This is a genomic window from Paenibacillus sp. J22P165, from assembly GCF_059692015.1.
The window spans coordinates 1-24,371 of sequence record NZ_JCAUAP010000006.1 but is presented as its reverse complement, the minus strand read 5'-3'; the positions used below and the strand labels follow the sequence as shown (position 1 = coordinate 24,371).

General features: G+C 46.5%; 17 protein-coding genes, 3 tRNA genes and 1 rRNA gene. 9 read left to right on the top strand and 12 right to left on the bottom strand.

The window, feature by feature from the left end; translation table 11 throughout:
- Positions 1-16 precede the first annotated feature (16 nt).
- Both AC58QM_RS15320 and AC58QM_RS15315 read right to left on the bottom strand, forming a co-directional pair.
- On the bottom strand, positions 17-2,917 hold the full coding sequence (locus AC58QM_RS15320; protein ID WP_497285353.1) for a sugar-binding protein: 2,901 nt from the start codon (positions 2,915-2,917) through the stop codon (positions 17-19).
- A gap of 27 nt (positions 2,918-2,944) precedes the next feature.
- Positions 2,945-3,799: a hypothetical protein gene (locus tag AC58QM_RS15315; RefSeq protein ID WP_497285351.1), complete on the bottom strand. Its 855-nt coding sequence runs from the start codon at positions 3,797-3,799 to the stop codon at positions 2,945-2,947.
- A 274-nt stretch (positions 3,800-4,073) separates the two neighbouring features.
- On the opposite strand from AC58QM_RS15315, the gene AC58QM_RS15310 reads away from it, so the two are divergent.
- From AC58QM_RS15310 to AC58QM_RS15280, 7 genes are all read left to right on the top strand, one after another.
- Positions 4,074-4,871 (top strand): AraC family transcriptional regulator, encoded by a 798-nt coding sequence (locus tag AC58QM_RS15310; protein ID WP_497285350.1) that lies wholly within the window; start codon positions 4,074-4,076, stop codon positions 4,869-4,871.
- Positions 4,872-5,010: 139 nt separating this feature from the next.
- Positions 5,011-6,954, top strand: a complete 1,944-nt coding sequence (locus AC58QM_RS15305) for an alpha-glucuronidase (protein ID WP_497285348.1) — start codon at positions 5,011-5,013, stop codon at positions 6,952-6,954.
- Positions 6,955-6,966: 12 nt separating this feature from the next.
- A complete protein-coding gene (locus tag AC58QM_RS15300; protein WP_497285347.1) occupies positions 6,967-7,896 on the top strand; it encodes an ABC transporter permease in 930 nt (309 codons plus the stop codon).
- Between the two features lie 11 nt (positions 7,897-7,907).
- Complete coding sequence (locus AC58QM_RS15295) at positions 7,908-8,777, top strand: carbohydrate ABC transporter permease (RefSeq protein WP_497285345.1); 870 nt, start codon at positions 7,908-7,910, stop codon at positions 8,775-8,777.
- A 73-nt stretch (positions 8,778-8,850) separates the two neighbouring features.
- Complete coding sequence (locus AC58QM_RS15290; protein WP_497285343.1) at positions 8,851-10,563, top strand: type 2 periplasmic-binding domain-containing protein; 1,713 nt, start codon at positions 8,851-8,853, stop codon at positions 10,561-10,563.
- Positions 10,564-10,637: 74 nt separating this feature from the next.
- Positions 10,638-13,790 carry a glycoside hydrolase family 2 TIM barrel-domain containing protein gene (locus AC58QM_RS15285; RefSeq protein ID WP_497285341.1) on the top strand — a complete coding sequence of 1,051 codons (3,153 nt, stop codon included), beginning with the start codon at positions 10,638-10,640 and terminating at the stop codon, positions 13,788-13,790.
- 228 nt (positions 13,791-14,018) lie between these two features.
- Entirely contained in the window at positions 14,019-14,558 is a 540-nt protein-coding gene (locus tag AC58QM_RS15280; protein ID WP_497285339.1) for a GNAT family N-acetyltransferase, read from the top strand.
- A gap of 46 nt (positions 14,559-14,604) precedes the next feature.
- Here AC58QM_RS15280 and AC58QM_RS15275 read toward each other — a convergent pair whose 3' ends face one another.
- The 6 genes from AC58QM_RS15275 to AC58QM_RS15250 all read right to left on the bottom strand — a co-directional run bounded on the left by AC58QM_RS15275 (position 14,605) and on the right by AC58QM_RS15250 (position 20,937).
- On the bottom strand, positions 14,605-14,820 hold the full coding sequence (locus AC58QM_RS15275) for a DUF1450 domain-containing protein (RefSeq protein ID WP_497285338.1): 216 nt from the start codon (positions 14,818-14,820) through the stop codon (positions 14,605-14,607).
- A gap of 29 nt (positions 14,821-14,849) precedes the next feature.
- A complete protein-coding gene (locus tag AC58QM_RS15270; protein WP_497285336.1) occupies positions 14,850-16,106 on the bottom strand; it encodes a hypothetical protein in 1,257 nt (418 codons plus the stop codon).
- Between the two features lie 97 nt (positions 16,107-16,203).
- A complete protein-coding gene (locus tag AC58QM_RS15265; RefSeq protein ID WP_497285334.1) occupies positions 16,204-17,589 on the bottom strand; it encodes an FAD-dependent oxidoreductase in 1,386 nt (461 codons plus the stop codon).
- A gap of 27 nt (positions 17,590-17,616) precedes the next feature.
- On the bottom strand, positions 17,617-19,137 hold the full coding sequence (locus AC58QM_RS15260) for an extracellular solute-binding protein (RefSeq protein WP_497285332.1): 1,521 nt from the start codon (positions 19,135-19,137) through the stop codon (positions 17,617-17,619).
- Between the two features lie 31 nt (positions 19,138-19,168).
- Positions 19,169-20,035, bottom strand: coding sequence for a carbohydrate ABC transporter permease (locus AC58QM_RS15255; RefSeq protein WP_497285330.1), 867 nt, complete (start codon positions 20,033-20,035; stop codon positions 19,169-19,171).
- Positions 20,029-20,937, bottom strand: a complete 909-nt coding sequence (locus tag AC58QM_RS15250) for an ABC transporter permease (protein WP_497285329.1) — start codon at positions 20,935-20,937, stop codon at positions 20,029-20,031. Before AC58QM_RS15250 ends, AC58QM_RS15255 begins: the two co-directional genes overlap by 7 nt.
- Before the next feature lie 238 nt (positions 20,938-21,175).
- Here AC58QM_RS15250 and AC58QM_RS15245 point away from each other — a divergent pair, with 238 nt between their 5' ends.
- Complete coding sequence (locus tag AC58QM_RS15245; protein WP_497285327.1) at positions 21,176-21,901, top strand: response regulator transcription factor; 726 nt, start codon at positions 21,176-21,178, stop codon at positions 21,899-21,901.
- The gene (locus AC58QM_RS15240) at positions 21,898-23,658 is read left to right on the top strand and encodes a sensor histidine kinase (protein ID WP_497285325.1); all 1,761 of its coding nucleotides are present in this window, start codon (positions 21,898-21,900) and stop codon (positions 23,656-23,658) included. Before AC58QM_RS15245 ends, AC58QM_RS15240 begins: the two co-directional genes overlap by 4 nt.
- A 240-nt stretch (positions 23,659-23,898) precedes the next feature.
- On the opposite strand, the gene AC58QM_RS15235 is transcribed toward AC58QM_RS15240, so the two are convergent.
- The 4 genes from AC58QM_RS15235 to AC58QM_RS15220 form a co-directional block, all read right to left on the bottom strand.
- Positions 23,899-23,980 (bottom strand) — tRNA-Leu (locus AC58QM_RS15235).
- A gap of 13 nt (positions 23,981-23,993) precedes the next feature.
- Positions 23,994-24,065, bottom strand: a tRNA-Gln gene (locus AC58QM_RS15230).
- A 16-nt stretch (positions 24,066-24,081) separates the two neighbouring features.
- A tRNA-His gene (locus AC58QM_RS15225) sits at positions 24,082-24,154 on the bottom strand.
- A 104-nt stretch (positions 24,155-24,258) separates the two neighbouring features.
- A 23S ribosomal RNA gene (locus tag AC58QM_RS15220) occupies positions 24,259-24,371 on the bottom strand; the annotation flags it as partial.

Here is a 24,371-nt window from a genome sequence, read left to right as displayed (position 1 = left end):
CCTCATGAACTGCCGATTAGTTAATAACAACGGTCGTCACTCGCGGATTGCGTACGCCGTCTCCGCCAACTTTTACTGTGTAAGTGCCAGGGGAAGCTTCCAGTGTGCTTAGGTTGTGGCTAAACGTGAAGTTTCCGGTACCATTGCTTAGCATTTGTTCAAAGTACACCGTAGCACCTGCCGCATTTTTGACCAACAATGTCATCAAACGCGTATTCACTTGGGTCGTTTGCCCCGTAACGGTAAGGAGATTCGTGCCGTTGTTATAGCTGGCGGATAAACTCATTTCTGCTGCTGGCGCAGAGGCCTGTTCAAATGTGACTGAACCGAATTGTCCTCTTGCCCGCTTGGCTGATTCGCCATTAGTCGTCCAGCCCCATTGTCCACGACTCGCATAGCTGCCATCACTAAGCGCCGCGTTCAGAAGAAGTGCTTTCCCTTCCCATGGATTTGTGATGCCAAGCGCATAAAGCGGTATGGCTGCTTCCATGGTATATCCTCTGCCATCCGCATCTCTCACGATTTCCATGAAAACTAGCGGTTTCGAATTAGCGCCTTGCGTATTCATATACCATTGGTAGCCATTTTCAATACCGCTGCCTAGAACAAGCTGACGGTCGCTTGGCAGCATCGTTCCGACGGCCTCCGGATGCTGTGTGAAATCCATATCCTCATCACCCAGGAAGAGTTCAAGCGCATCGCCGTTCCAGATGCCTGTTCCTGTTCGCGTATTGTTCATCGGGGTCGGGTCTTTGATTTTCGCGCCGAGGTAGAGCTTTTTATCATCATATTTCAGATAAATATCTGCCCGATGTTGATCCCCGTTGTTATCCGTCAATCCTTGGATGCGTATCAACTCGCTGCCCGCCCATTCGCCGCTTGGGTTGCCGCTTGCATCGGTCGACACGACACCATCCAGCGTTATTTCGGAGGCTGTCTTTTTGATCGTAACGTCGTAATCCGCCGGGACTACAGGGATTTCTGCGCCATAGCCGAAGGCAAGCTTCGTCATGTTAGGGAACCCGTTCGCGATATTGCCGGCCAACCTTACCCTGACGAACTTCACCCCATTTGGCAAATAATTAGCATGCAAGGTGTCAGGAATACTATTATTAGCTGAGGATCCGAAGGCAGGATGCTTATAAATGCCAGTCAGATTATACAGCGTGAAATCTGTGCCGTTTGAAGACGTCCAAAGCTCAAAGGCAGGAGTGCTCGGCAAATTGGCGTAATAGTAGCCCTCGAGATAGGCTGATTTGAAATCTTTGCCGGTTGGTGCTGCAAACGTCATAGCTGTTGTCGCTACAGCCGGGTTGGTTCGTTTCACATAAGACGTCGTATTAAACGTGCGGATCAACGTAGAAGTTGTCAACGGAACCACTTGCAAGTTACTCGTGTCGCCGCCGCTCACGTACTTCGAGAAATCGACCATCGTATCTTCCACATAGCCGTCAATGCGAGCTAAAGTTGAAAGTGAACCTTCAAAAGCAACTTGATCGACCTTAAAATCTGACGCTGTCCCACTGTTAAATGCTGCTGTCGGCATTTTTACACGAAGGAACTTGGTGCCAGCCGTAATAGGTGACGCAGCGACATACGTTGCTTTCACATATTGAACGTCGGACATGAGCTCAGGATGAAGCTTACGTACTAGCGTTACTTTATTCCCATCCACGAGCGTTCCTGTTTGGCTGTCGTAGGTCGCTTCATAAACGGATAAATCATCTAATGGCGTAAAATTCATCGTCCATTTGTTATACGTCACATCAATGCCGAACGATTTGAAATCTTGTGCACCTGCATAATAAGTGAAATTGCCGCCAATTCCTGTTACACTTCCACTGCTTAAGGTAACACCGCTCTGGCTGTACACGAGATCAAGCTGATTGAGCGCATCGGTGGCACGCCCTGTAACATCAAAGGTAAGGACATTGCCAGGATAACGAATATAGACAGATGGGCTCAGTACAGCTGTACCCGTGAGCACACCTGCTGTTGCAACCGGTGTTACTTCAAAGAACAGATAGCGGTTCACATCGGCTGCCCCAGCCGTATAGGAAAGCGAGGTAGCGCCACTGATCACCGTTTTACCCGTGCCATCTGCGTTCGTCCCCCGATACCATTTGAACGTTGACGTGCCTTGCGGATTCGATTCTGTATCCCCATACGTATAACTGCCCGTTAATACTTGGCCGCTTAGCGTTGTACCGTTCACCGTCACGCCGGATGCGGTTGGCGCCTGATTAGCCGGATCTGCCACAAATTTGCTCACCGTAATATTGTCCAACTGAATCGTGCCCGATTGAAAGCGATAGGAGGAGAACGTATAATCCGTCACTTCACTCGCAGCTTTATACAGCGCAACATTCGTTGCGGATGACATAGGCAAGCCGTCGATGGACACGCTGTATTGTTTCGTTGTCATATTCACGTCAACATGAATGTTATACCATTCATTGGCTACGATGCCTGACAGTACGGTCGATTTTAAATTACTGCCATATCTGCGCGCAATATTGCTTCCATTGAATAGCAGCTCCAGCACTTTATCGCCTGCGGCATCCTTGAGTAAAAGGAAGTAGCCCTCAAAACTTGAGCCAGTCTGCTTCGTCATGACCTGCATATCGATCGAGAAATCCGTCGTAATCGGCGCTGCAAAAGCATAAGTCGCTGTATTCGCCACGGAATTATTCGTTTCTGTCGTGGTCAAATAGCCGTTGCCAGCCGTATCTTGTGCGACAGAAACGAGATTCGCGCCGGTCGACGCCGTCCACCCTGCCGGCACTTGCCCAATGGTTGTACTCTCGAAGTTTTCCGATAACACGTTGACAATAGCTGCTTCTGCTTTAGGTATAACGAAAGGAAACATGCTGAATAGAAGCGTAACAATAAGAAGCATGGTTATTCTTTTCCTCATTCTGCACCTCATCTTTTAAGATAAATTTCAAGACTCTCCCCGCAGCACCTTATCTGCCACGGACTTCAGCATGGAATCATTCACAACTAACTGTGCCTGATTGGCTTGATCCAGTACGAATTGTTCAAACGAAAGATCACTTAAATGGGCAGCTATGCGATCTTTCACTTCAGTGAGCGGGATTATCGCGTCGCCATCGTTCGTACTAGTTGCCTTAGATGGGGATGATTTCGTATCCGTTGACGGTTGAGTATTTGGGAAAATATTCACCCTGTTCACATCTGCTCGCCTGAAATCATTCCTATGCTCCTCATAGAAGGCTGAAATGTCTTGATCGCTGATCGCTGTTTCACTAGCTTTTTTCCTTTTTAAGTCCTCCAGTAATTGGGTCTGTCGCATCTCATAAAATACTTTCTCTGTGACTTGTTTTGGGCCGTAAACGGGTCTACCAAGCTCTACCTCCTTCTTTCTGCGCTCATTTTCGATCCGCAGCTCTTCCAGAAAAGTGGAATAGCTCGTATCCTTCAGCAGCCCGTATTGTACGCCTAACGCTTGCTGAACCTTGCGTTTTACCAGTTGCTTTAGCACAGTCTGCGTTATTTTTTCCATTGGAATTTCGCCATTGTACGAATGATTCCAAAATTCCGTACTGTCTTCCGCTCCATACTTATCTTGAAAATATGCATAAGTCTTGGAGCGCTCAGCACCCAGCAAAGCGGAAAATTCTCTTGCTTCAACGGCTTCACCATTCACGGAGGCAACATGAGCAGCATCCGAATATGAACTCTCACTGCGCATCATAAATCCCGACAATGTGCTTGCCAGAATGAGAATGAAACACCCTAAGCCGAATGCCAACATGCCGTTCCTCGCTTTTTTCATCTACAAATGTCACCCCCTTTTGATGAAAACGATTACAATACTTTCTCATCCTAACAGCAGCCATTCTGTTCAAGCTATAGGGTTACATGACATGAATATCGAATTTGTCACCTCTTTGATGCAGTATCTTCGTTCTATTTGCTCAAAGTAAAAAAAAAGCTTATATTTCACTATTCCTTCCAATTCAATCAAACTTCTACATTTTTTATTGACAGTGGTTGAACTATAGTTATAGGGTATAAATTAAAGACATGGTTTTGGGAGGGCGATCACATTGTCCGTAGAAATTAACGACTTCTTAGTACCTGATATTGGTTACTTAATATATAGAAAGTGCACACCAACATGGGAAATTGCCAAAAATGAAATCTCATTCTATGACATCACCTATGTCATAGAAGGTAGAGGCATCTATACAATTAATGGCATACAATACGAGGTGAAACGCGGTGATCTTCTTTGCATTCCACGCGGAAGTATTCGTATGGCCCACTGCATCGTAGATGACCTTATGAATGTGTACTCTGCTAACTTCAACATCTATGACATGAACGGACAACAGGCCGATCTGCCTCTTCCTTTACTGACGCACATTGGGATTAAGAGTGACCTCGTCGGACTCTTTCGCGAGCTATCCAATGCCTGGGTGCGTAAAGAAACCGGATATCGTACAAAAACCAGAGGCCAGTTGCTCGTCATTATGCACCGATTGTATGAGTTGATTCTCTTTAAAAAAGACACCACAAGATCAGACTATCGGGTGAAAAAGGCAATCAATTATATCTCCGAAAACTACACAAGCAATGTTACTGTCAAAGAGCTTGCTAATCTTGCAGGACTCAATACCGTATACTTTGGGGCACTATTTAAAAATGAAACGGGCATGCTGGTCAATCAATATTTGACGCAAACAAGAATTAATCATGCAGAGGACATGCTGCAAAATGGCGAATGCAATGTAACCGAAGCTGCCGAGCGTTGCGGGTATAGCGATCTGTCGCACTTTCGCAAGCAATTTAAGTTAATCAAAGGCTATTCGCCATCACAATGTCTCAGACATCAACCAGACTAGCAATCGCTAGTCTATTTTTTTTGCAAATAATATCTTTAATTAGGCATTGCTAACTATAGTCAGACTATTGTTGAAAGGAATCTTTCAATGCTAAATTCTTAATTAAGAAAACGCTTTAATTAACTAATAGAGGTGCTTCATGAATCACACAATACGAAAATATTCCGAATACAATGCTTGGCTGCAGCCGAAATTCAATCTAGAACCTAAACCTTTGCAAATTCGTGCAGGCTTCGATTTAGATTTTATCCATCAAGAATGTCGCCTAGGTCTAAATCGCCTATGGGGGGAAATTCAAGAAAGTGCTGCGTATACGCTGCAATTGAAAATTGACGACTTGGCGCATGAGGCATTTTCGCTCACCCCACTGGCTAATGGATTTGAAATCGCAGGCGGCAGTAGGATGGGTCTCTTATATGGTGTGTATCGCTTCCTTAACCGTCTTGCCACTGGAGAGAGTATGGAACAGATTCATGAACGCTCCGCCCCCCAAGTGGACTATCGCATCATCAATCATTGGGACAACATGGATGGACATATTGAACGCGGATATGCTGGTAATTCTTTCTTCTTCCGTAATAATAAGTTTGATTATGATGCAGAAAGAATCAAGGATTATGCCCGACTCATGGCTTCTATCGGCATTAACGGAATTTGCATTAACAATGTGAACGTGAACAAAGTAAGTGCTGCTCTGATTGCTGAACCGCTGCTTGCTGACTTGGCAGAACTAGCTGATCTGTTTAGGCCCTTTGGCATTCGATTGTTGGTATCGGTACATTTTGACGCACCGATGATCGTCGGAGGGCTTACAACTTCTGATCCGCTGGATGCGGGAGTAAAAGATTTTTGGAAAGCGCAATCTGCTGTTGTATACGATAAAATTCCGGACTTCTTAGGGTATGTTGTGAAAGCGGATTCCGAATTCAGAGGTGGCCCGGAGGCCTTCGGACGAACTCAGGCAGACGGTGCCAATACGATTGCCGCAGCTGTTGCTCCATTTGGCGGGTTGGTCTTTTGGCGATGCTTTGTGTATAACTGCCAGCAGGACTGGAGAGATACACAAACCGACCGTCCAATGGCGGCTTATAAACACTTTCAGCCACTGGATGGCACATTTGATCAGAACGTTATTCTTCAAATTAAAAATGGACCTGTCGATTTTCAGACGAGAGAGCCTGTATCACCTCTTTTTTCAAGCCTTAAAAACACGCGCGAAGCTATTGAATTTCAGATCGCTCAGGAGTACACAGGCCAGCAAATCGACCTATTCAGCTTAGCTGTTCAATGGGAAGAAATTTTGACAACGGAAGTTGACAAAGGGAAGCTGTTGAAAAGCTTGTTTGGTCAAGAAATCGTTGCTGTAACAGCGGTTACGAACACAGGAAATAACAGGAACTGGACAGGCAACACCCTTGCGCAGTGTAATCTGTATGCCTTTGGGAGAATGGCGTGGAATCCGGAACTTACTGCGAAAGAACTGATCGGCGAGTGGGTTCGGCTCACGTTCGAAACAGATGAGCATGGGTGCCAAACGGTCGAGGAGATGCTGCTTACATCAAGCGGAATTTACGAGAGCTATACAGCACCTCTTGGTATTGGCTTTATGGTAAATCCCAATAATCACTATGGGCCTAATGTTGACGGCTATGAGTTTTCAAAGTGGGGGACGTATCACAGAGCAAGCTTTGATGCCATTGGGGTCGATCGCACTTCCAAAGGAACGGGATTTACAACTCAGTATCCAGAGTCATTGCAAAACATGTATGACCATATAGCAACTTGTCCGGAGGAATTATTACTCTTCTTCCATCGCGTTCGGTATGACTACAAAATGAAGGACGGACGAACATTGCTGCAATACATGTATGACAGTCACTTTGAGGGTGCTCAGCAAGCGGAAGCCTTGTTACAATTCTGGGAGACGCTGGAGAACCGACTTCCACAGGAAGTCTTTAACTCGGTGAAAGAGCGGCTTAAACATCAACTTCGCAATGCTCATGAGTGGCGAGATCAAGTGAATACGTACTTCTATCGCAAAACAGGCATTGACGATGACAAGGGAAGAAAAATTTATAAGTAAGGCGGTGCAAATATGGTAATTACAAATAAGAGTCCATCAATCCGGTACATGAAACGTTACTGGATACTCTATGTGATGTTGGTTCTCCCAATGGCCTTCTTTCTCATTTTCCGGTACATACCTATGGGCTACATTCAAATTGCTTTCAAAAACTATAGCCTTGTAAAAAGCCCATCAGAGATGGAGTGGGCAGGAAATAATGGGTTCGAATATTTTATACAGGCATTTTCTAATCGCGACTTTCTTTATTCACTTAGAAATACCATCGGTCTAAACTTTCTTGACTTACTGTTTGGCTTCCCTGCACCAATTATTCTAGCCATTCTCTTAAATGAGCTCGCTTTCAAACGTTTTAAGCGATTCACCCAAACGATTGTCTATATGCCGCACTTTTTGTCATGGATTATTATTTCAGGTATGGCACTCCAGCTTCTTGCGCCAACTACAGGGCTTGTCAACATCCTGCTAAATAAGATGGGCATTGCATCCATTCCTTTTCTAAATGAGCCTGGTTATTGGGTGGTCACTTACATTTTACTGGGCATATGGCAAAGCTGTGGTTGGAATACCATCATCTATCTAGCAGCCATTACAGGGATCAACCCTGAACTGTACGAGGCCTCATCGGTGGATGGCGCAAGTCGTTTACGCAATATTTGGCACATTACGCTGCCAGGACTTCGTCCTACGATCATTATTATGCTTATTCTAAGCCTTGGACGTATTTTAGGCAGTGAATTTGACAGACCTTACGCACTCAGCAATAAACTTGTCACAGAAGTTTCTAACGTTATTTCCGTATTCGTATACAACAACGGTATTCGTGGACTGCAATTTTCTCTCACCACTGCCGTCGGTATATTTCAGTCCGTCGTGTGCGTCATCTTTTTGTTTGCAGCAAACGCTCTGGCGAAAAAATTTGGCGATCGTGGCATCTGGTAGGAGGCTGTAACATGATTAAATCAAAAGGTACTAGAATCGGAGACTGGATTATCGCTTTCGTTTGCTTCTTGTGTATTTTAGTCTGTCTCCTGCCGTTATTGAATATCTTGGCGCGATCCTTGAGTTCTGCGAGTTCCTTGGTGAAAAATGAAGTATTAATTCTGCCTGTAGGACTGAATTTCGATGCTTACTCAACGGTACTTGGCGATTCCAAATACACATGGGCGTTGTTGTGGACAGCCATACTAACTGTGATTACCACGCTTTGGTCGATGTTCATGACGATTATGTGTGCATACCCTCTCACCTATGACAACCTTAAAGGTAAAAAGATTATCACGGCACTCATCATTTTTACTATGTACTTTAGTGCAGGCACAATCCCGACCTACTTGCTTTTGAAAGAGCTGCACTTGCTTAATAATCCGTTGGTACTGATTCTGCCAAACTGCATTAGTGTATTTAATGTCATCATCATGCGCAGCTTCTTCTTCGGGATTCCAGAGAGTCTTAGGGAATCCGCTGAAATCGATGGTGCAGGTCCTCTTAGGGTACTTATCAACATCTATCTACCGCTTTCCACTCCTGTGCTTGCAACGCTGGCGCTTTTCTATGCAGTAGGCCGCTGGAACGGATTCTCTGATGCATTAATGTTTATGTCCGATAGAACCTACTTCCCCATACAATTGCTGCTCTATAACATACTTAATAGTGTCAGTAGCATTGAGGTGGCTACGCAGGAAGGTTTTTCAAGCCCAGGCCTGTCTGAAACGATTAAATCAGCAACCGTTATGTTTGCAACCGTACCCATTTTGCTCATTTATCCGTGGCTGCAGAGATACTTTATCTCCGGCGTCACAATTGGAGCGGTAAAAGGTTAATTTTAACGCATGATAGGAATTGGCTACGTCAATTTTTATAAAGGAAACCAAATAAGAACTAGGAGGAATAACCGTGAAATTTCTCAAAGCATTGTCCGTTCTAGCGGTTAGTACCATTTTTGCTGGAGCACTTTCAGGATGTACCACTGACGACAAACCAACTCCATCAGCTTCATCAGCCCCATCATCTTCGGCGCCTGCATCTAATGCGCCTAACAACAACGCAGCACTAGAAAAGCTAGGTCTCGATGCCAATCTCAAATTCAAGGATACTCGTAAAATCAAAGTAGAGATTTATGACCGTGGTAATCCCGGGGGAACCAAACCAGAGAACAACTTCTATACAAAATATATTAAGGACGGCATGCTTCGTGACCACAATGTAGATGTTACTTTTGTTCCTGTACCACGTTGGACAGAGGGCGAAGCAATTAACAACCTTTTGGCAGGGAATCAAGCACCGGATATCAGTCTGACCTACTCTTATCCAACCATCCAAACGTACGCCAATATGGGCGGTGTTCTTGACCTAGGTCCCCTGCTCAAGGATAACAAAGACCTTCTGCCAGACATGTGGAAATATTTAACGGAAGCCAACATCTATTGGGACAAAGATCCTAGCAAAGGAACCTTGTGGGCCATAGAATCTCGTTTGAACACCCTTAACCGCACGAATACCTTTGTGCGCGAGGATTGGTTAAAGAAGCTCAATCTTCAAGCGCCAAAAACGTTACCAGAATTTGAAAGCATGCTAAAAGCATTTAAAGACAACTCTTCCACGCTTTTAGGAAAAGATGCTGACAAGATGATTCCTTTTTCAACGAGCTTTGACGTTGGTTGGCGTACAGATCATCTAACTGCGGCCTACGCGCCCAATAATCTATCAGACAAAGACATCTTCACGCACGATTTTGACGATCGACGTTTCCTCTATCCGAACTACAAAGAAGGCATCAAAACGATAAACAAGTGGTATAACCAAGGTTTGGTTTGGAAGGATTTCGCACTTTACCCTGCCGGAGATAAAACGGAGGATAATCTCATGAAAGCGGGCTATGTTGGCGCATTCATGCACAACTGGGATTACCCATATCGTAACGGCGCCGACAGCATTCAGGCAGGCCTTCAGAAGCTTGTTAGCCCAGATGCAGCTTATATTGCTGTTGAACCATTCGCCAATGATGCTGGTGTTTATAAGAAATTTTTATCAGGTCCTGTTGACCGTAAAATCTTTTTCCCAGCTACGAACAAAGAACCCATTGCTTCTCTGCTCTATTTAAATTGGATTTCCAAGCTTGATAATCGCGTATTCCTTCAATTTGGAGAAGAAGGAGTGACTCGTCAAACGTTGCCTGACGGTTCCGTGAAGACAATTGCAGCAACAGGCGAAAAAATTATGAACTCTCCAGCAAACATCGACTACACGATTACAAGTAATGGTCTTGACCTTGGCGATCCTGCTAAGACAGTCAAATCCATTGCCAACGGATATGCGGGTATTGACGCCAAATATATTGAGAAAGCGAATCAAATTACAACTCATGATGGTCGTGTAGGCAAAAATGCCAATGTGGGTGCGATCAAGGCTGAAAACGGACAAGGGCAAGCTCTTAAAGAAAAACGTGATACGATCTTGAACAAGGCTGTTGTGGCACCTGTTGATAAATTTGACGCTGTCTATGATGCAGGCATGAAGGATTACCTCAATTCAGGCGGTCAAGCGATTATCGACGAGCGAACAGCTGCATGGGAGAAATCTTTCGGAAAAGAAACAACGCTAAAATAGCATTCTAAAGATTGATATAGCCCAGAGGCTTGCGCATGCAAGCCTCTAGGCTTTTATGGAGGCATGGGATTCGTATGAAGCTATTGAATAATGGTTGGCTGTTTGCAAAAGGGGAACCGCGCGAGTTTGTACCTGTCAGCGTTCCCCACGACTGGTTAATTGCAGATACCAACAATTTGTACAAAGATGACATTGGCTGGTACAAACGTGATCTGGACGCAAGTAACATAAAGGATGGACAGCGTCTTTTCATCCGCTTTGATGGCGTATATATGGATAGTACCTTGTTTGTAAACGACCAAGAGGTAGGTCAGTGGAAGTACGGGTACACCGCTTTTGAATTTGACATTACAGGATTTATAAACAAAGACAGCATGAACACTATTTTGCTTAAAGTCGTTCATCAAGCGCCAAACTCCCGATGGTATACAGGGGCCGGCATATATCGAGATGTGTTTCTGATTATCAAAAACGCTTGTCATTTTGTATCTGACGGCATCTATATTACGACGCGTAAAGTAGACGGTAAATGGAGTTACGACGTAGATGTGGAAGTAGAAACCGAAGGAATACCTTATCAGGTTCGCCACACGCTTTTAGAAAACGATGACGAAATCGTCGAGTGGGACGTTGACAATCCAAAGCTCTACACGCTGCGAAGTGAGCTCTCAGTTAACGGTGAGATCACAGATATAGCGGATACCCGCTTTGGCTTTAGGACGATCGCGTTTACGACAGATCGGGGATTCTTCCTCAACGGCAGGCATGTTAAGTTAAATGGCGTCTGCCTCCATCACGATCTCGGCGGATTGGGTGCCGCAGTATATCCGGACGCCATTCGCAGGCAGCTTACGATATTCCGTAAAATGGGCGTCAATGCCATCCGTACGGCTCACAACCCGCCCGCTAGCATTTTTAACGATATTGCCGATGAAATGGGCTTTCTTGTCATGAGCGAAATATTCGACGTATGGAAGCGTCCCAAAACAAAACATGATTATGCAAATTTCTTTGATGAATGGGCAGAAAAGGATGTGGCCTCTTGGATTCGCCGGGATCGCAATCACCCTTCAATTATCATGTGGAGCGTTGGCAACGAAGTTTATGATACGCATGCAGATGCAGAGACTGGAATAGCTACGATGACGTACCTCATGGAATTGGTGAAAAAACATGATCCCCATGTTCATGCGCCTGTTACCTTATGCTCCAACTACATGCCTTGGGAAAATACGCAAAAATGCGCCGACGTTATCAAACTAATCGGCTATAACTACGCTGAATCCTTATACGAAAAACATCATGCTGCTCATCCGGATTGGATTATCTATGGGAGTGAGACTTGTTCTACGGTGCAAAGCCGAGGCATTTACCATTTCCCACTGTCCAAATCAATTTTAGCGGACGATGATCTGCAATGTTCGGCTCTTGGCAACAGCGCCACAAGCTGGGGAGCCAAAAGCGTGGAATGGTGTATCCAAGCAGACGCAAACACTCCTTTCTCACTAGGACAGTTTATTTGGGCAGGCCAGGACTACCTTGGCGAGCCAACACCTTACCACACCAAGAATACTTATCTTGGACATGTAGATACAGCAGGCTTTCCCAAAGATTCGTATTACTTGTTTAAAGCTGCTTGGACCGACTATCGAGAAGAGCCTTTTGTCCATCTGTATCCGTACTGGGATTTTTCGGAAGGTCAGCTCATCGACGTAAGAGTCTGCTCCAACGCGCCTCAAGTCGAATTGTTTGTAAATGAGGAGAGTCAAGGTATTGTCTCGTTGGATCATGATAAAATCGTTGCTGATTGGCAAATCAACTATCGGACTGGCACACTTCGCGCCGTCGCTTACGATGGCGATGGCATACAGGTTGCACAGCAGAGCAGAACATCTTTTGGTGATGCTGTAGAGTTGCAGCTAGAGAACGAAATCATAGGCGAGCTTCTTTTTACAACGATTACAGCGTTGGATTTGCAAGGGAATCCCGTTGAAAATGCCAACTGTCGTGTCCAGGTATCCGTCGAGAACGGAACATTGCTCGCACTGGATAACGGGGATGCTACAGACTATGACCAGTATCAGACGGACTCCAGGCGGCTCTTTAGCGGGAAGTTGTTGGCCATCGTAAAGCGGGATGGTAATAGCGTTCCTGTCGTTCATGCTGAAATAGTGCAGAGTGAAGTACCTATTCGCAAAATCCAATTGACAGTGGACGGTTACCATGTGAAGGCAAAGACATTCCCAGAACATGCAACCTACAGCGACTTATATTGGCGGGTCACAGACTCCGCTGGTATTGATAGCCAGTTGGCCACGATTGTGGTAGCTGAAGATGGACGAAGCGCAACCATCAAGCCTAGGGGAGACGGTGAAGTTTATGTGCGTTGTTCCCCTAAGAACGGCGGCAATCATTTTGCTTTTATCTCGATGATTACATTGCAAATCCAAGGCTTAGGAAAGCCTTTTATAAATCCTTATGAATTCGTATCCGGCGGACTGTACAATACGAGCAACGTAGCGTTGACCAATGGCAATGAGCGCGGGGTAGCTACGTTAAGAGATGGCGAAAGTCATGTCGGGTTTAAAGACCTAGACTTTGGAGATTACGGGTCAGATGAGATTACTTTGCCTTTATTCCCTTTGAGTAAAGACCCTTTTACCTTTGAGATTTGGGAAGGAATGCCTTTGGAGGGCGGCGAGCTTCTCAGCACCATCCACTACGACAAAGGTTCCATTTGGAATACTTACCAGGAAATCATCTGCAAACTCCCTCGTAGACTGATCGGCGTGACCACCTTATGCTTTGTATTTAGACAAAAGGTACACATCCAAGGCTTTACTTTTTCCCAGTATCAAAAGGCGTTCCAAAAATTGAAGGCCACTGAAGTCACAACCGTGTATGGCGATTGCTTTACCATTCGAGAGGATACGATCGAACAGATAGGGAATAACGTATCACTCGTATACGAAAATATGGACTTTGGTGAATTAGGCGCCAGACAAATTGAAATTTGCTTGCGTTCAAACATTGCACAAAATTCAATACAGCTCGTGTTTACCGATGACGGCCAACGTGAAATCAGAACAATGATAGAAGTGGCAAACTGTGATGAGTATACCAGTGCCGTGTTTAGTCTAGACGAGTCGATCACAGGTAAAAATACCGTGTCGCTGATTTTTCTTCCCGGCTGCAACATCGACATGGGATGGATTCGATTTATGTAAGTAGGTTTATGTAAAGAGGAGGATGCCCCCCTAGCCACGTTGTGGCTTGGGGGTATCCTCCTTTTTGTTTGCACATAGGCCGGTTCCAAGTGATATCTGTTGAGCTTCTAACTCGTCTCTACGCTAAATTTACAGAAACAAAACGTAGAGTTCATATAATCCGAAAAGTCCTTTTATATACTTAGATTGACTGATTTTACGAATCATAAGAGCTAGGTGGTAGATAACATGTTAAAAAAGCGTGATTTACACGAATGCCATTCACTGTTTAACTTAATGACAGATCCTGCAGTTTTCCCTTACGTTCGTAATAAATGCCAGTTTTATGAAGAATATTTGTTCATAACCAAACAATTGATCGTTGAAGAAGATAAGGAAACATGTATTTCTAGAACAATTCTTGATGAAATGGGACATCCTATAGGTACAATTGAACTCTATGAAATAGTTAATAGAACAGGCTTCTTGGCAACATGGATTGGAGCCCCTTATTTTGGAAAAGGTTATAACCAACAAGCGAAGGAATCCTTTTTCACAGAATTATTTCTTGAAAATAAGATCGATACTATATTTTTGAAAATTCGAAAACAAAATATTCGATCGAAGAAGGCCGTAGAAAAACTACCGTATGCCCTATTAGCAAATGATACAAACCTTCACATATATCAATCAATAAATCATAATCAATTCATCTATGATTTGTACAAAGTGGAACGGTTAGGCTTTTTAGAAAGCAGTAAAGTCATGCAACATGAAGTCGCTACGTGATATATGTTACTCTTGGCAGCTTTGTCTCGACCTCTTTATGCATCATTTACTTCCTGCTGCTTTTACGCATTTGCTCGAGCAGAGCCTCCATCGTATCTTCCATCAAGAGCTCTCCATCCAGTTCGATGTAAGGGCATTCGGTGCAATCGCCGCAGTAGCTAAGACAAGCTTTTACCTCAACCTTAAAACCATCCTTCTCCCAAGCTTCTATTGGGTGTTGGAACTGCTCCAGATTGGAAGCGCATAGTCGCACTGACATCATATCGTTTCTCCTCGGATGTGAATTCTGCCCTAGAAAATATTACCCAGTTCCTCCCAGGGCTTTTTGAACTCCGCATATTTCATCTTCACTTCAGCAACCTTCTGCTCCAACAGCTCCTGGTCCCCGCCAACCATGTATTGTACCCAGCGCCTTGACCATTCCACATGATTCACTTCATCGGCCCAGTCGTAATCCTGAAACGTTTCAGCCAGCTCGAATCCATTTTTCCGACAAAATTCATACTCCGCCTTCTTAGTGCCTGACTCCATGGCTTCAAGTTCAATAATAACGCCTAAGCGAATATATCTTTCCTGCGGCGTCAAGGTCGTGTAGAAATCATAATTCCCGGTCCAATGCGGAACCTTGGTAAAATCCATCCCCAAGCTTTCGATGAGTCCCTGCCCCATTGCGCAGTGCCGGATCTCATCCCACAGGTGGCGGGCCAAGGTGGAATAATACTCCCAAGGCATCCCGTCGTTCTCATAGATGCTGGTAGCAATGCCTAGCGCAGCCTGCATTTCGTAAAATCGGGCGAGCCCCATACCTCGTTGCAGCGCATAGGGGTCTGCGGTATCCGGTTTCTGCTCCGGACTGTACCGATAAGGCTGTGTTAGCACAAAACGGCTGTCCAGTCCGTATGTCTTGGATATCGTAAACTTCGTACCCTTACCGGCACGGAGCGACTCGCTTTTCACATTGTAAACAACTGGATCCAGGCCTTGGATGCCTGCTGCGGCATGAATCAGCGCCTCGATCGTTTGTTGCCACTGATTTAATTGACCAGCATTCGAATCGTCGATCCACATGGCTATAATGCCTTCCAGCTCCTCAAGCTGATGCCCAACCTCCATGATGAGGATGGATAGCAATCTCGTCGTCGGCTGATCCACCAGCGGCTGTGTTTGGGTGAGATGCTTGCGGTACGCTGCCAGCAAATGCTGTTTAATGACGACCAGCCCGCTCAGAAACGCTAAAGAATCCTCGGCTAGCAACGCTTCCTCCAACATCAAGTCCAGATGCGGATCCGGGCAGCGTTCGAGCGCTCTAGAGCCAGTGCGAAGCTCGAGAATGCGAGTGCGCAGTTCTGTGGCATGCACCGCGTCCTCCCATACCATCCGGCCGAGCAGCAGCTTAGCCTCCCACTCCTTCACACCGGCCATCCACCCGGCCATCATGCGGACAAGTCTCCTCTCGACATATTCATATCGCAACAGCACTTTGGCATTTTCACTTACACTGAACGCCGGAATTCGGTTATAGTCGGCAATCCCCGCCAATTTCTTCATTCGATATCTCTCCTATGCAGCAAAATGAGGTCGGATAAGTTCATAAAAAATACAGCGCTTAACGTGAATCCTGTTAAACGCTGCTCTACACATTACCTTAAATGATCTGCGAACCGCCGTTCGTTAGTAGGGTTCGAATCGAAGAGACGCTAATCTCGCTGAACGACTTCGACCCCGTCAGTGCCAAATACGCCGCTACACCAGCCGCTTCGCCGGTCTGATTCATGTTGACCATTACGCGCACGCCGCCGAAGGCTTCTTCATCGGCGTCAAGCATCCGCCCGGCGACGATGACATTTCCGTAAGATCCTTCCGGAAGCAAACTGCGGTATGGGATCTGATAAAATGTCGGATCCCCCGCCGGTAGCGCATCCCGCCAACGCCCGACCTCTTTCGGATACCCGGGACGTATATACACCTGTTCGCCATCGAGATATTTGAACGTCAACCCCGGCTTCTCCTGGTGGTGAATATCGACCCGGTAGCTGCCGTTGGCAATGGCGTCGTCGAACCGTCTGCCGTACAGAACATCTTCCCCTGTCAACCGGTATGCACAGTTGATGTGGCGCGTTTCCCTCGTACCGATGTACGAAGGCAGCGACACGAGCGAGAGCTTGTTATCCGGTCCATACTTGCGGATTAAGTCCATAATCGCTCTCACCTGACGGCGCCCTTCCATCTCGCTGTAGGTCAGATCTTCACCATCTGCGCTATTCGCATGGTAGACACGCGTTCCGGCATACATGTACACATCTCTGCTGCTCGGAACGTGACGTCCCCATCCGAAGCCTTCCGGGATGCCGAATTCATCCTTGTACTGAAGCAGAGCCTGCTGCAGATCAAGTCCTGTGAGCTGATCCGAGCCCGTCACATCATCCTGCACTTGATCATTAACGCCCCATCCGCTGAACTTGGCGCACATCGTCGAGGGCTGGTGATGCGAAGACATCCGGTGCTGAACACCCAACCTGGCGCACAAATCGCCATCTCCTGTGGCATCGATGAAATATGAAGTTTTAATCGCACCGCGACCCGATTTATTTTCCACGATTATCGCCTGAAGCTTGCCGTCCTCGAGATATGGAGCTACGAACATCGTATGCAGGTACGACTTCACACCCACTTCTTGGACTAGTTCATCAAGCTCGATCTTGAGCTCTTCGGTATTGAGCACATATCCAACGGAGTGGCTGCGCTGCTCTTCCGTGACTGCGCTTCTGCGGCGAAGCCGCTCGATCGTCTCAGTCGTCATCCCCGCAATAATCTGACGCTGGAAGACAGTGTCGTAAATGGAATGCCATATATTAACGAGTCCCGAGGTAGCGACGCCGCCGAATGCGCTCTGCTTTTCCACGATGACGACCTTGGCTCCCAGCCGTGCAGCTCTGACGGCAGCGAACACGCCCGTGCAACTGCCTCCCAGCACACAAATGTCCGCTTCATAAATGACAGGAATTTCCTTGGCTTGTTCTCTGATCAGCATGGTAATTCCTCCTAGGCTGCTGTTATTTTATTTGATGTATCCCAAGCTCTTTAAGGCTTTATCAGCCTCTTGCACATAAAGCGGCAGCTGGTAAGTCTTGTTCAACGTATCCGTAAATTGGGCATACTCGGACAAAGGGCGTTTACCGAACATGAATTTTGTGATTTCTTCCAGCTCATAACGGTTCTTATCGTCAGCAACAACACCAGTAGGATTGGAGACCAAGCCACTATACGTTTTGATCACGGGCAGATTAACGGCAAAATCAATCACTTTCACCTGATTTGGGAATTTCGCTTTCAAATATGGACCTTCCGTACGTCCCGTCAGCTGCACCTGGAATGCGTAAGCGGTTTCCGTAATCGCCGGCAGCAGCTTGATCTGGCCGTTCAGCATTTCATAATGCTTGCCTTCCACACCGTAATTTACGATGTTCTGCCCTTTGCCCGGCTCGGTAATGTAATTTAAGTATTCCAGTGCTTTGTTCAAAACGTCCGGCTTTTTCTCCAGGCTCTTGGAGAGTGCGATACGTCCAAATACACTGCCTTCGTCCCAAAATCCGCTTAAAGTTCCGCCCGGGCCTGTAAGTGCACCGACCTGTACCCAATCTGCGTTCGGGTTAATTTTCTTGTAGTCCGCGATGAAATTGTCTTTCGACATCTCACCCCAGTTGCGGTAAATGACGCCTGCTAGACCCTGGAAAGCCTTCTGCTGGTCCTTCGTGCCTTTGTTTGCCGCCAGCTCCGGATCGATAACGCCTAGCTTAACCAGCTCTGCAATATATCCGATGGCTTGCGGCGTTTTCGCATCCAACGTTGAGTAACCGACCTTGCCGTTATCAATCGTGAAATTGCCTGGTACCGGTACCCCGTAAGCAGCAAAGATCGGGCTAAAAGCTGACTGCTGACTGAAGTCGCCAAGTCCGGTCATGCCGAACGTATCCTTCTTTCCGTTGCCGTCTGGATCTTTTTCAGTGAACGCGACAAGCGTCGCTTTGAAATCATCGAGCGTCTTCGGCATCTGCAATCCCAGCTTGTCGAGCCAATCCTTACGAATCCATAACGATGCCTGCTGTTGTCCGCCTCTTTTCAAGAGGGAAAACTGCTTACCACCCGTCTTCCCTTTACTTAGGTCATCCGGGGTATAGGTTTTTTTGACATTCGGCATTTTATCGATGTATGGCCCCAGATCCAACAGCAGACCTTGTTTGGACAACTCGTCAAGCTGCGTCTTGCCGACCTCGAAAATATCAGGAGGCGTCCCCCCGGCCACCTTCACGTTCAACTGCTGCGGATAATCGCTCGTCGCTACGTTAAACTCCAAATCCATATTTAGATCCTTATTCAAAGCTTGAAGAATCGGATCTTTATCCGGTGTTGGCACACCGCTTCCCGATACGAATACACTTACCTTGACCGGCGTTTTAGGCGCGTTATCTGCCGGTTTATCCACCTTACTCGAGGATTGCGGCGTGTTGGAAGAACAGCCCGCCAAAACAACAGACAAAGCCAAGCCTAATGAAATCGATTGGACCATACCCTTTTTCATTTAAATGTCCACCTCTCTGGTTACTAATATGTTAACCCTTAATTGATCCAAGAAGTACGCCTTGCGTGAAGTACTTTTGGACGAACGGGTATACAACGAGAATCGGCAATGCGGTTAATACAACCGCCGCCATTTGTAGGGACTCGGTCGGCAGCGTCTGTTCAAGCGATGCTTGTTGATCGGGATTCATCGCACTCAATAGGATTCCTCGAAGCACGACCTGAAGCGGCTTTTTCGAGTTATCGTTAATGTACATGATCGCTTGGAAAAATTCGTTCCAATGGCCGACAGCGCAAAATAATCCGATCGTCGCCATGATGGGCATCGATAAAGGCAGCACCAGCTGTACGAAGATTCGAAGCTCTCCTGCTCCATCAATCCTTGCTGCGTCGTAGAGGCTCTCTGGCAAATTTTCAAAGAAGGTCTTCATGATGAGCAAATTGTAGGAGGACACCGCCAGCGGAATGATCATGGACCAGACAGAATTGATCAACCCTGTACCTTTCACGACCAGATACGTCGGAATGAGACCACCGCTAAACAAGAAGGTAAAGATGATCAGGAACAGGAGTAAGCTTCTGCCTGGCAAAAACTTTTTACTCAGCGGATATGCCATTAGCGAGGTGAGCACCAGGTTCACGGCCGTACCGACTACTGTAATGAATAAGGTAACCTTATACGCATTCGGAATAATTGAATCAGATAGGAAAATGCGATAAGCATCCCATGTGATCTCACGTGGAATAACAACGAAGCCGCCATGCTTCACAAGCTCGCTGTAAGGCGTTATCGAAACCGAAACGACATACAGCACTGGAAAGATGATGCAGAGAGCAAACAGAGATAACAGTCCGTAAACGAAGCTCAGATATACTTTCTCTTGCGTTGACTTCACCATATGCCCTCACCCCATTTCCTTGCAATCTGGTTGGCGATAACGACGAGTGCCAGACCGATCAGCGATTTGAACAATCCGACCGCTGCCCCTAAGCTGAAGTTCAGCTGTTCCAGACCGACGCGGAACACCCAAGTATCGATAATGTCCGATACTTGATAAACGTGAATGTTATACATAATGTAAATTTGATCGAACCCGGCGTCTAGAATATGTCCGAGCTTCAGAATAAGCATGAGCATGATAATACTGCGAATGCCCGGCAGTGAGATATGCCACACCATGCGCAATCGTCCGGCTCCGTCACAGCGAGCTGCCTCATACAGCGTCGGATCGATGCCCGCCAGCGCAGCTAAGTAAATGATCGCGCCCCAACCGGCGCTTTGCCACACCTCGGAACTCACGAGAATGGTACGAAACCATTCCGTGGAAGTCAGGAACGGGATCGAGTGTCCAATTGACTCCTTGACCCACCGGCTAACCAGACCGCTGGTTTCCGAGAGAAAAGCAAACAGCATGCCGTAAATAATGACCCAAGACAAAAAATGCGGCAAATAGCTGATCGTCTGTATCCATTTTTTGAAACGGACGTTCCTCACTTCGTAGATCATTAGCGCCAAAATAATACCCGGCGGCACGCCCCAAACGATTTTGTAAAAACTGATCAAGAACGTGTTCTTAAGAATTTGGCCGAAATACGGCGAGTTGTAGAAATAAGCGAAATGCTTATACCAAGGATCCGCCCAAGAGCTTCCCCAGATGCCATCCAAAATGTTGAAATCTTTGAAGGCGATGATGGAGCCCCACATCGGTCCATACCTGTAGACTGCGTAATAGAGCAGACCGGGCAGGAGCATCAGATATAAGGTTTGATATTTCCAGATTACTTTTAGTCCTTTTGTCATTCCTTCCCCTCCAAGCTCTTCCTTCTCATGTGGCGTTATATTTCGTATTCTACGTCCAAAGCCTCGCCTCTGAATATACGGATAAACGACGATAATGTCAGAAAATCAATGATATTACGTGGACCATTTAAGGGATCGTTGAATTACTGACATTATCGCTGTTTTTCGGATATTCGAAAATTCCCTCATCCGTTATACTTAAACTATATATTCGATACGACACTCAGGAGGCTTCAAAATGACAATACCAACGAAAGTATTGATCGTGGATGATGAGATTCCTATCCGGGAAAATATGCGAATTTTTCCATGGAGCGATCATGGGTATATGCTGGCAGGCGAAGCTAGGCATGGTTTGGAAGCGCTTGAGCTTATTCAAAGCCATTCGCCGGACATCCTGATTACCGATATTATGATGCCGGTCATGGATGGTATCCACTTAATGAGGACACTCCGGGACCAAGGAATGGACATTCCAGTTATTCTTCTAACCTGTCATAGAGATTTTGACTATGTCCGGGAAGCGCTGCTGCTTGGTGCGACCGACTATCTGGTGAAAGGCGTTTACCGTGATCAGCAGCTGCTGGAAGCCTTGGATAAAGCACGCCAAACACTCGATCACGTCGTGCCTACCAAGCCTGAGCGTCTTTACCGTCTGGAAGTAGAGCAAGCCATCGACTATGTCAGACAGCATCAAGGAGAAACCATCAGTATGCCGGATATAGCTGCTCATGTCGGACTCAGTGTCAATTACTTTGGAGGACTTTTTCGTAAAGAAACCGGGGAATATTTCCCGGACTACGTCAAACGCGTCAAGCTGGAGCATGCGGCGGAGCTGCTTAAAGGAAGCACACTTAAGGTATACGAGGTCGCCGACAGGATCGGCATTTCGAATTACCGCTATTTTACGGAAATTTTCTTAAAGCAATTCGGTAAATCACCGAGGGAGTACCGAAGTTCATGAGAAGTATCCTACCTATTCGCGCCGGTATTTTCGCTAAATTGATGATCATGCTAACCATCCCAACCGTGCTTGTTCTTTGCGGGCTGCTGTACACCGTGACCTACAGCTCCAAGGAAGCCTTGATCTCCCAAAAGTCGAACGACCAAACCTTGTACATGGAGCGGACCGGTCAATATTTGGATCTTTATCTCCAAAATATACGAAATATCCTGCTCAGCATCTCGCAGCATCCCGTGTTCGCCAAGTCATCCAGTCAAATGGAAATTGAAGGAGCGCTGCGGAACTATGCCATAAACAATCAAGGCTTGGTGAATCATCTTTTCGTCGGCGACCAACAGGGTCACGTGTACTCCAGCAGTCCGGTCTTGTACGACGTGATCGGCCACCCCGAAATCTCAAAGCTGTTTCGAACTGCTAATGACAATCCCGGGGTCATTACTTGGAGCCGGCCTTATTATTCTCCGCTGTCCACGGAGCAGACGATCTCATTTGTCTTGTCCGTGAAGGATGCCCTTGGGAATCAAAAGCTGGCGATTGCCGCCGAGCTAGACATCCTGCAACTTTCTCGCGAGCTTGGCCGGTTCTTGAATGATCAAAATCAAAGCTACGTGCTGTTCAACACGTTCGGGGATGTCATAGCCGCTGAAGGAGACACCTTCGCTGGAGGAGCGTTCCAAAAGCCGCAGGAATCCCCTTCCTCTGAGGTTCTTCAGCAGCTAATCAGTCTGCCCAACGGCATCCATAGTGTGCAAAACACGATCGGCTCGTTCATGGTCACCAAGAGCAACCGCAACAAGATCGGATGGTACTTTGTCTCCCTGACGAAGGAAGAGGTATTTCAGCAAAGCGTCCAGGGGCTGACCTCTCGCATCCTCAAGCTGGGACTGCTCTGGTATGTCTTGCTCTTCATCTGTGTGCTCCTGATCAGCAGACAGGTTACGCTTCCCATTCGCAGGCTGGCCAAAAAAATGGATCGGATCAAGGACGGCAGACTGACGTCTCAGATCGACTTCACCGAGCGAACCGATGAAATTGGTCTGCTGGCTCACAGTTTCCAGACGATGCTAAAACGGATTAAAATACTCGTAGAGGACATCGAGCGGACAGAGAAGAAAAAGAAGGATGTGGAGCTCCGGCTTCTACTGAACCAGATCCGGCCGCACTTTTTATATAATACACTGACGTGTATCTCCAGCCTGTCCAAACAAAATAAAGGTGAGCTGATTGAGGAAACGGTTCGTTCACTCATCCTGATTTTGACATACAGCATCGATAAGAAGAACGATTTTGTCCCTCTGCAGCTTGAGCTGGATACACTTAGAGCTTATATGCAAATTCAGCAAATGCGTTACGGCGAGGGAATCACCTTCAGCGTGGAGGTACCACAGGAGCATGAGGGTTTCCTTATTCCGAAAATGATTTTGCAGCCACTGGTGGAAAATTCGATCTTTCACGGTGTTGCCCTGGAAGGAATCGGGCATATTGCCGTTAAATCGGATATGACAGATGGAAGATTCAACATCACCATCGCTGATAACGGCGACGGCATGTCCGAAGAGAAGGTAGAAGCCATATTGCGAGGTTTATCTGCGGATGCGGAGAAAACGACGAAGACGAGCGGCGGCCGAATGACCGGCATCGGACTCTCCAATGTGATGGAGCGGCTCAAGCTGCACTATGGCGAACAATCCAAGGTCACTATCGAATCAGCCTCTAAACAGGGGACGTCAATTACGTTGGGCATTCCAGTAAATTAATCCGTGTTCCGGACGATCCCGGAAACGCATCAAGGATACCGATTTTATGAATGACTAAATACAAACAAAAAAAAGCGATGAGGAAAGTTAATCCTTCTCGCTTCTTTGTTTAATAGCAAATTCTCTGGCGTAGTAAAAGTGTACGTTCTAACTACCTGCATGGAGGTAAGCACTTATTCGATCTGTTATAAAACAAAAAAACCCTTAAATATCAAGGGTTTCACGCTTGTAAAGCTGGGATGCGGTCGGAGGGATTTGAACCCTCACGCCTTGTGAGCGCCACCCCCTCAAGATGGTGTGTCTGCCGTTCCACCACGACCGCTTAAGAAAGTATACTGGGGATCTAGGATTTGAACCTAGGCATGACGGAGTCAAAGTCCGTTGCCTTACCGCTTGGCTAATCCCCATTAGTAAAGGGAAAAGGGCGACCGATGGGACTTGAACCCACGAATGCCGGATCCACAAACCGGTGCGTTAACCCCTTCGCCACGATCGCCACAGTAGGAATATTATTCCTTGAAAACTAGATACGAAACTCACGTAAAGTATGCTACTTAGGATAGCAGAGAGACTTTAATTTACGATTAAAGATCCCTATATTAGGTTAAGCCCTCGACCGATTAGTATTCGTCAGCTGCATACGTTGCCGCACTTCCACCTCGAACCTATCAACCTCGTCGTCTACAAGGGGTCTTACATACTGGGAAATCTCA

What these genes read in the sequence shown, in the direction of transcription:
- AC58QM_RS15315 (WP_497285351.1), bottom strand. Translation starts at nt 3,799, where the DNA reads ATGAAAAAAGCGAGGAACGGCATGTTGGCATTCGGCTTAGGGTGTTTC.
- AC58QM_RS15240 (WP_497285325.1), top strand. Translation starts at nt 21,898, where the DNA reads ATGAGAAGTATCCTACCTATTCGCGCCGGTATTTTCGCTAAATTGATG.
- AC58QM_RS15255 (WP_497285330.1), bottom strand. Translation starts at nt 20,035, where the DNA reads ATGGTGAAGTCAACGCAAGAGAAAGTATATCTGAGCTTCGTTTACGGA.
- AC58QM_RS15265 (WP_497285334.1), bottom strand. Translation starts at nt 17,589, where the DNA reads ATGCTGATCAGAGAACAAGCCAAGGAAATTCCTGTCATTTATGAAGCG.
- AC58QM_RS15320 (WP_497285353.1), bottom strand. Translation starts at nt 2,917, where the DNA reads ATGAGGAAAAGAATAACCATGCTTCTTATTGTTACGCTTCTATTCAGC.
- AC58QM_RS15260 (WP_497285332.1), bottom strand. Translation starts at nt 19,137, where the DNA reads ATGAAAAAGGGTATGGTCCAATCGATTTCATTAGGCTTGGCTTTGTCT.
- AC58QM_RS15300 (WP_497285347.1), top strand. Translation starts at nt 6,967, where the DNA reads ATGGTAATTACAAATAAGAGTCCATCAATCCGGTACATGAAACGTTAC.
- AC58QM_RS15275 (WP_497285338.1), bottom strand. Translation starts at nt 14,820, where the DNA reads ATGATGTCAGTGCGACTATGCGCTTCCAATCTGGAGCAGTTCCAACAC.
- AC58QM_RS15285 (WP_497285341.1), top strand. Translation starts at nt 10,638, where the DNA reads ATGAAGCTATTGAATAATGGTTGGCTGTTTGCAAAAGGGGAACCGCGC.
- AC58QM_RS15280 (WP_497285339.1), top strand. Translation starts at nt 14,019, where the DNA reads ATGTTAAAAAAGCGTGATTTACACGAATGCCATTCACTGTTTAACTTA.
- AC58QM_RS15245 (WP_497285327.1), top strand. Translation starts at nt 21,176, where the DNA reads ATGACAATACCAACGAAAGTATTGATCGTGGATGATGAGATTCCTATC.
- AC58QM_RS15305 (WP_497285348.1), top strand. Translation starts at nt 5,011, where the DNA reads ATGAATCACACAATACGAAAATATTCCGAATACAATGCTTGGCTGCAG.
- AC58QM_RS15295 (WP_497285345.1), top strand. Translation starts at nt 7,908, where the DNA reads ATGATTAAATCAAAAGGTACTAGAATCGGAGACTGGATTATCGCTTTC.
- AC58QM_RS15270 (WP_497285336.1), bottom strand. Translation starts at nt 16,106, where the DNA reads ATGAAGAAATTGGCGGGGATTGCCGACTATAACCGAATTCCGGCGTTC.
- AC58QM_RS15250 (WP_497285329.1), bottom strand. Translation starts at nt 20,937, where the DNA reads ATGACAAAAGGACTAAAAGTAATCTGGAAATATCAAACCTTATATCTG.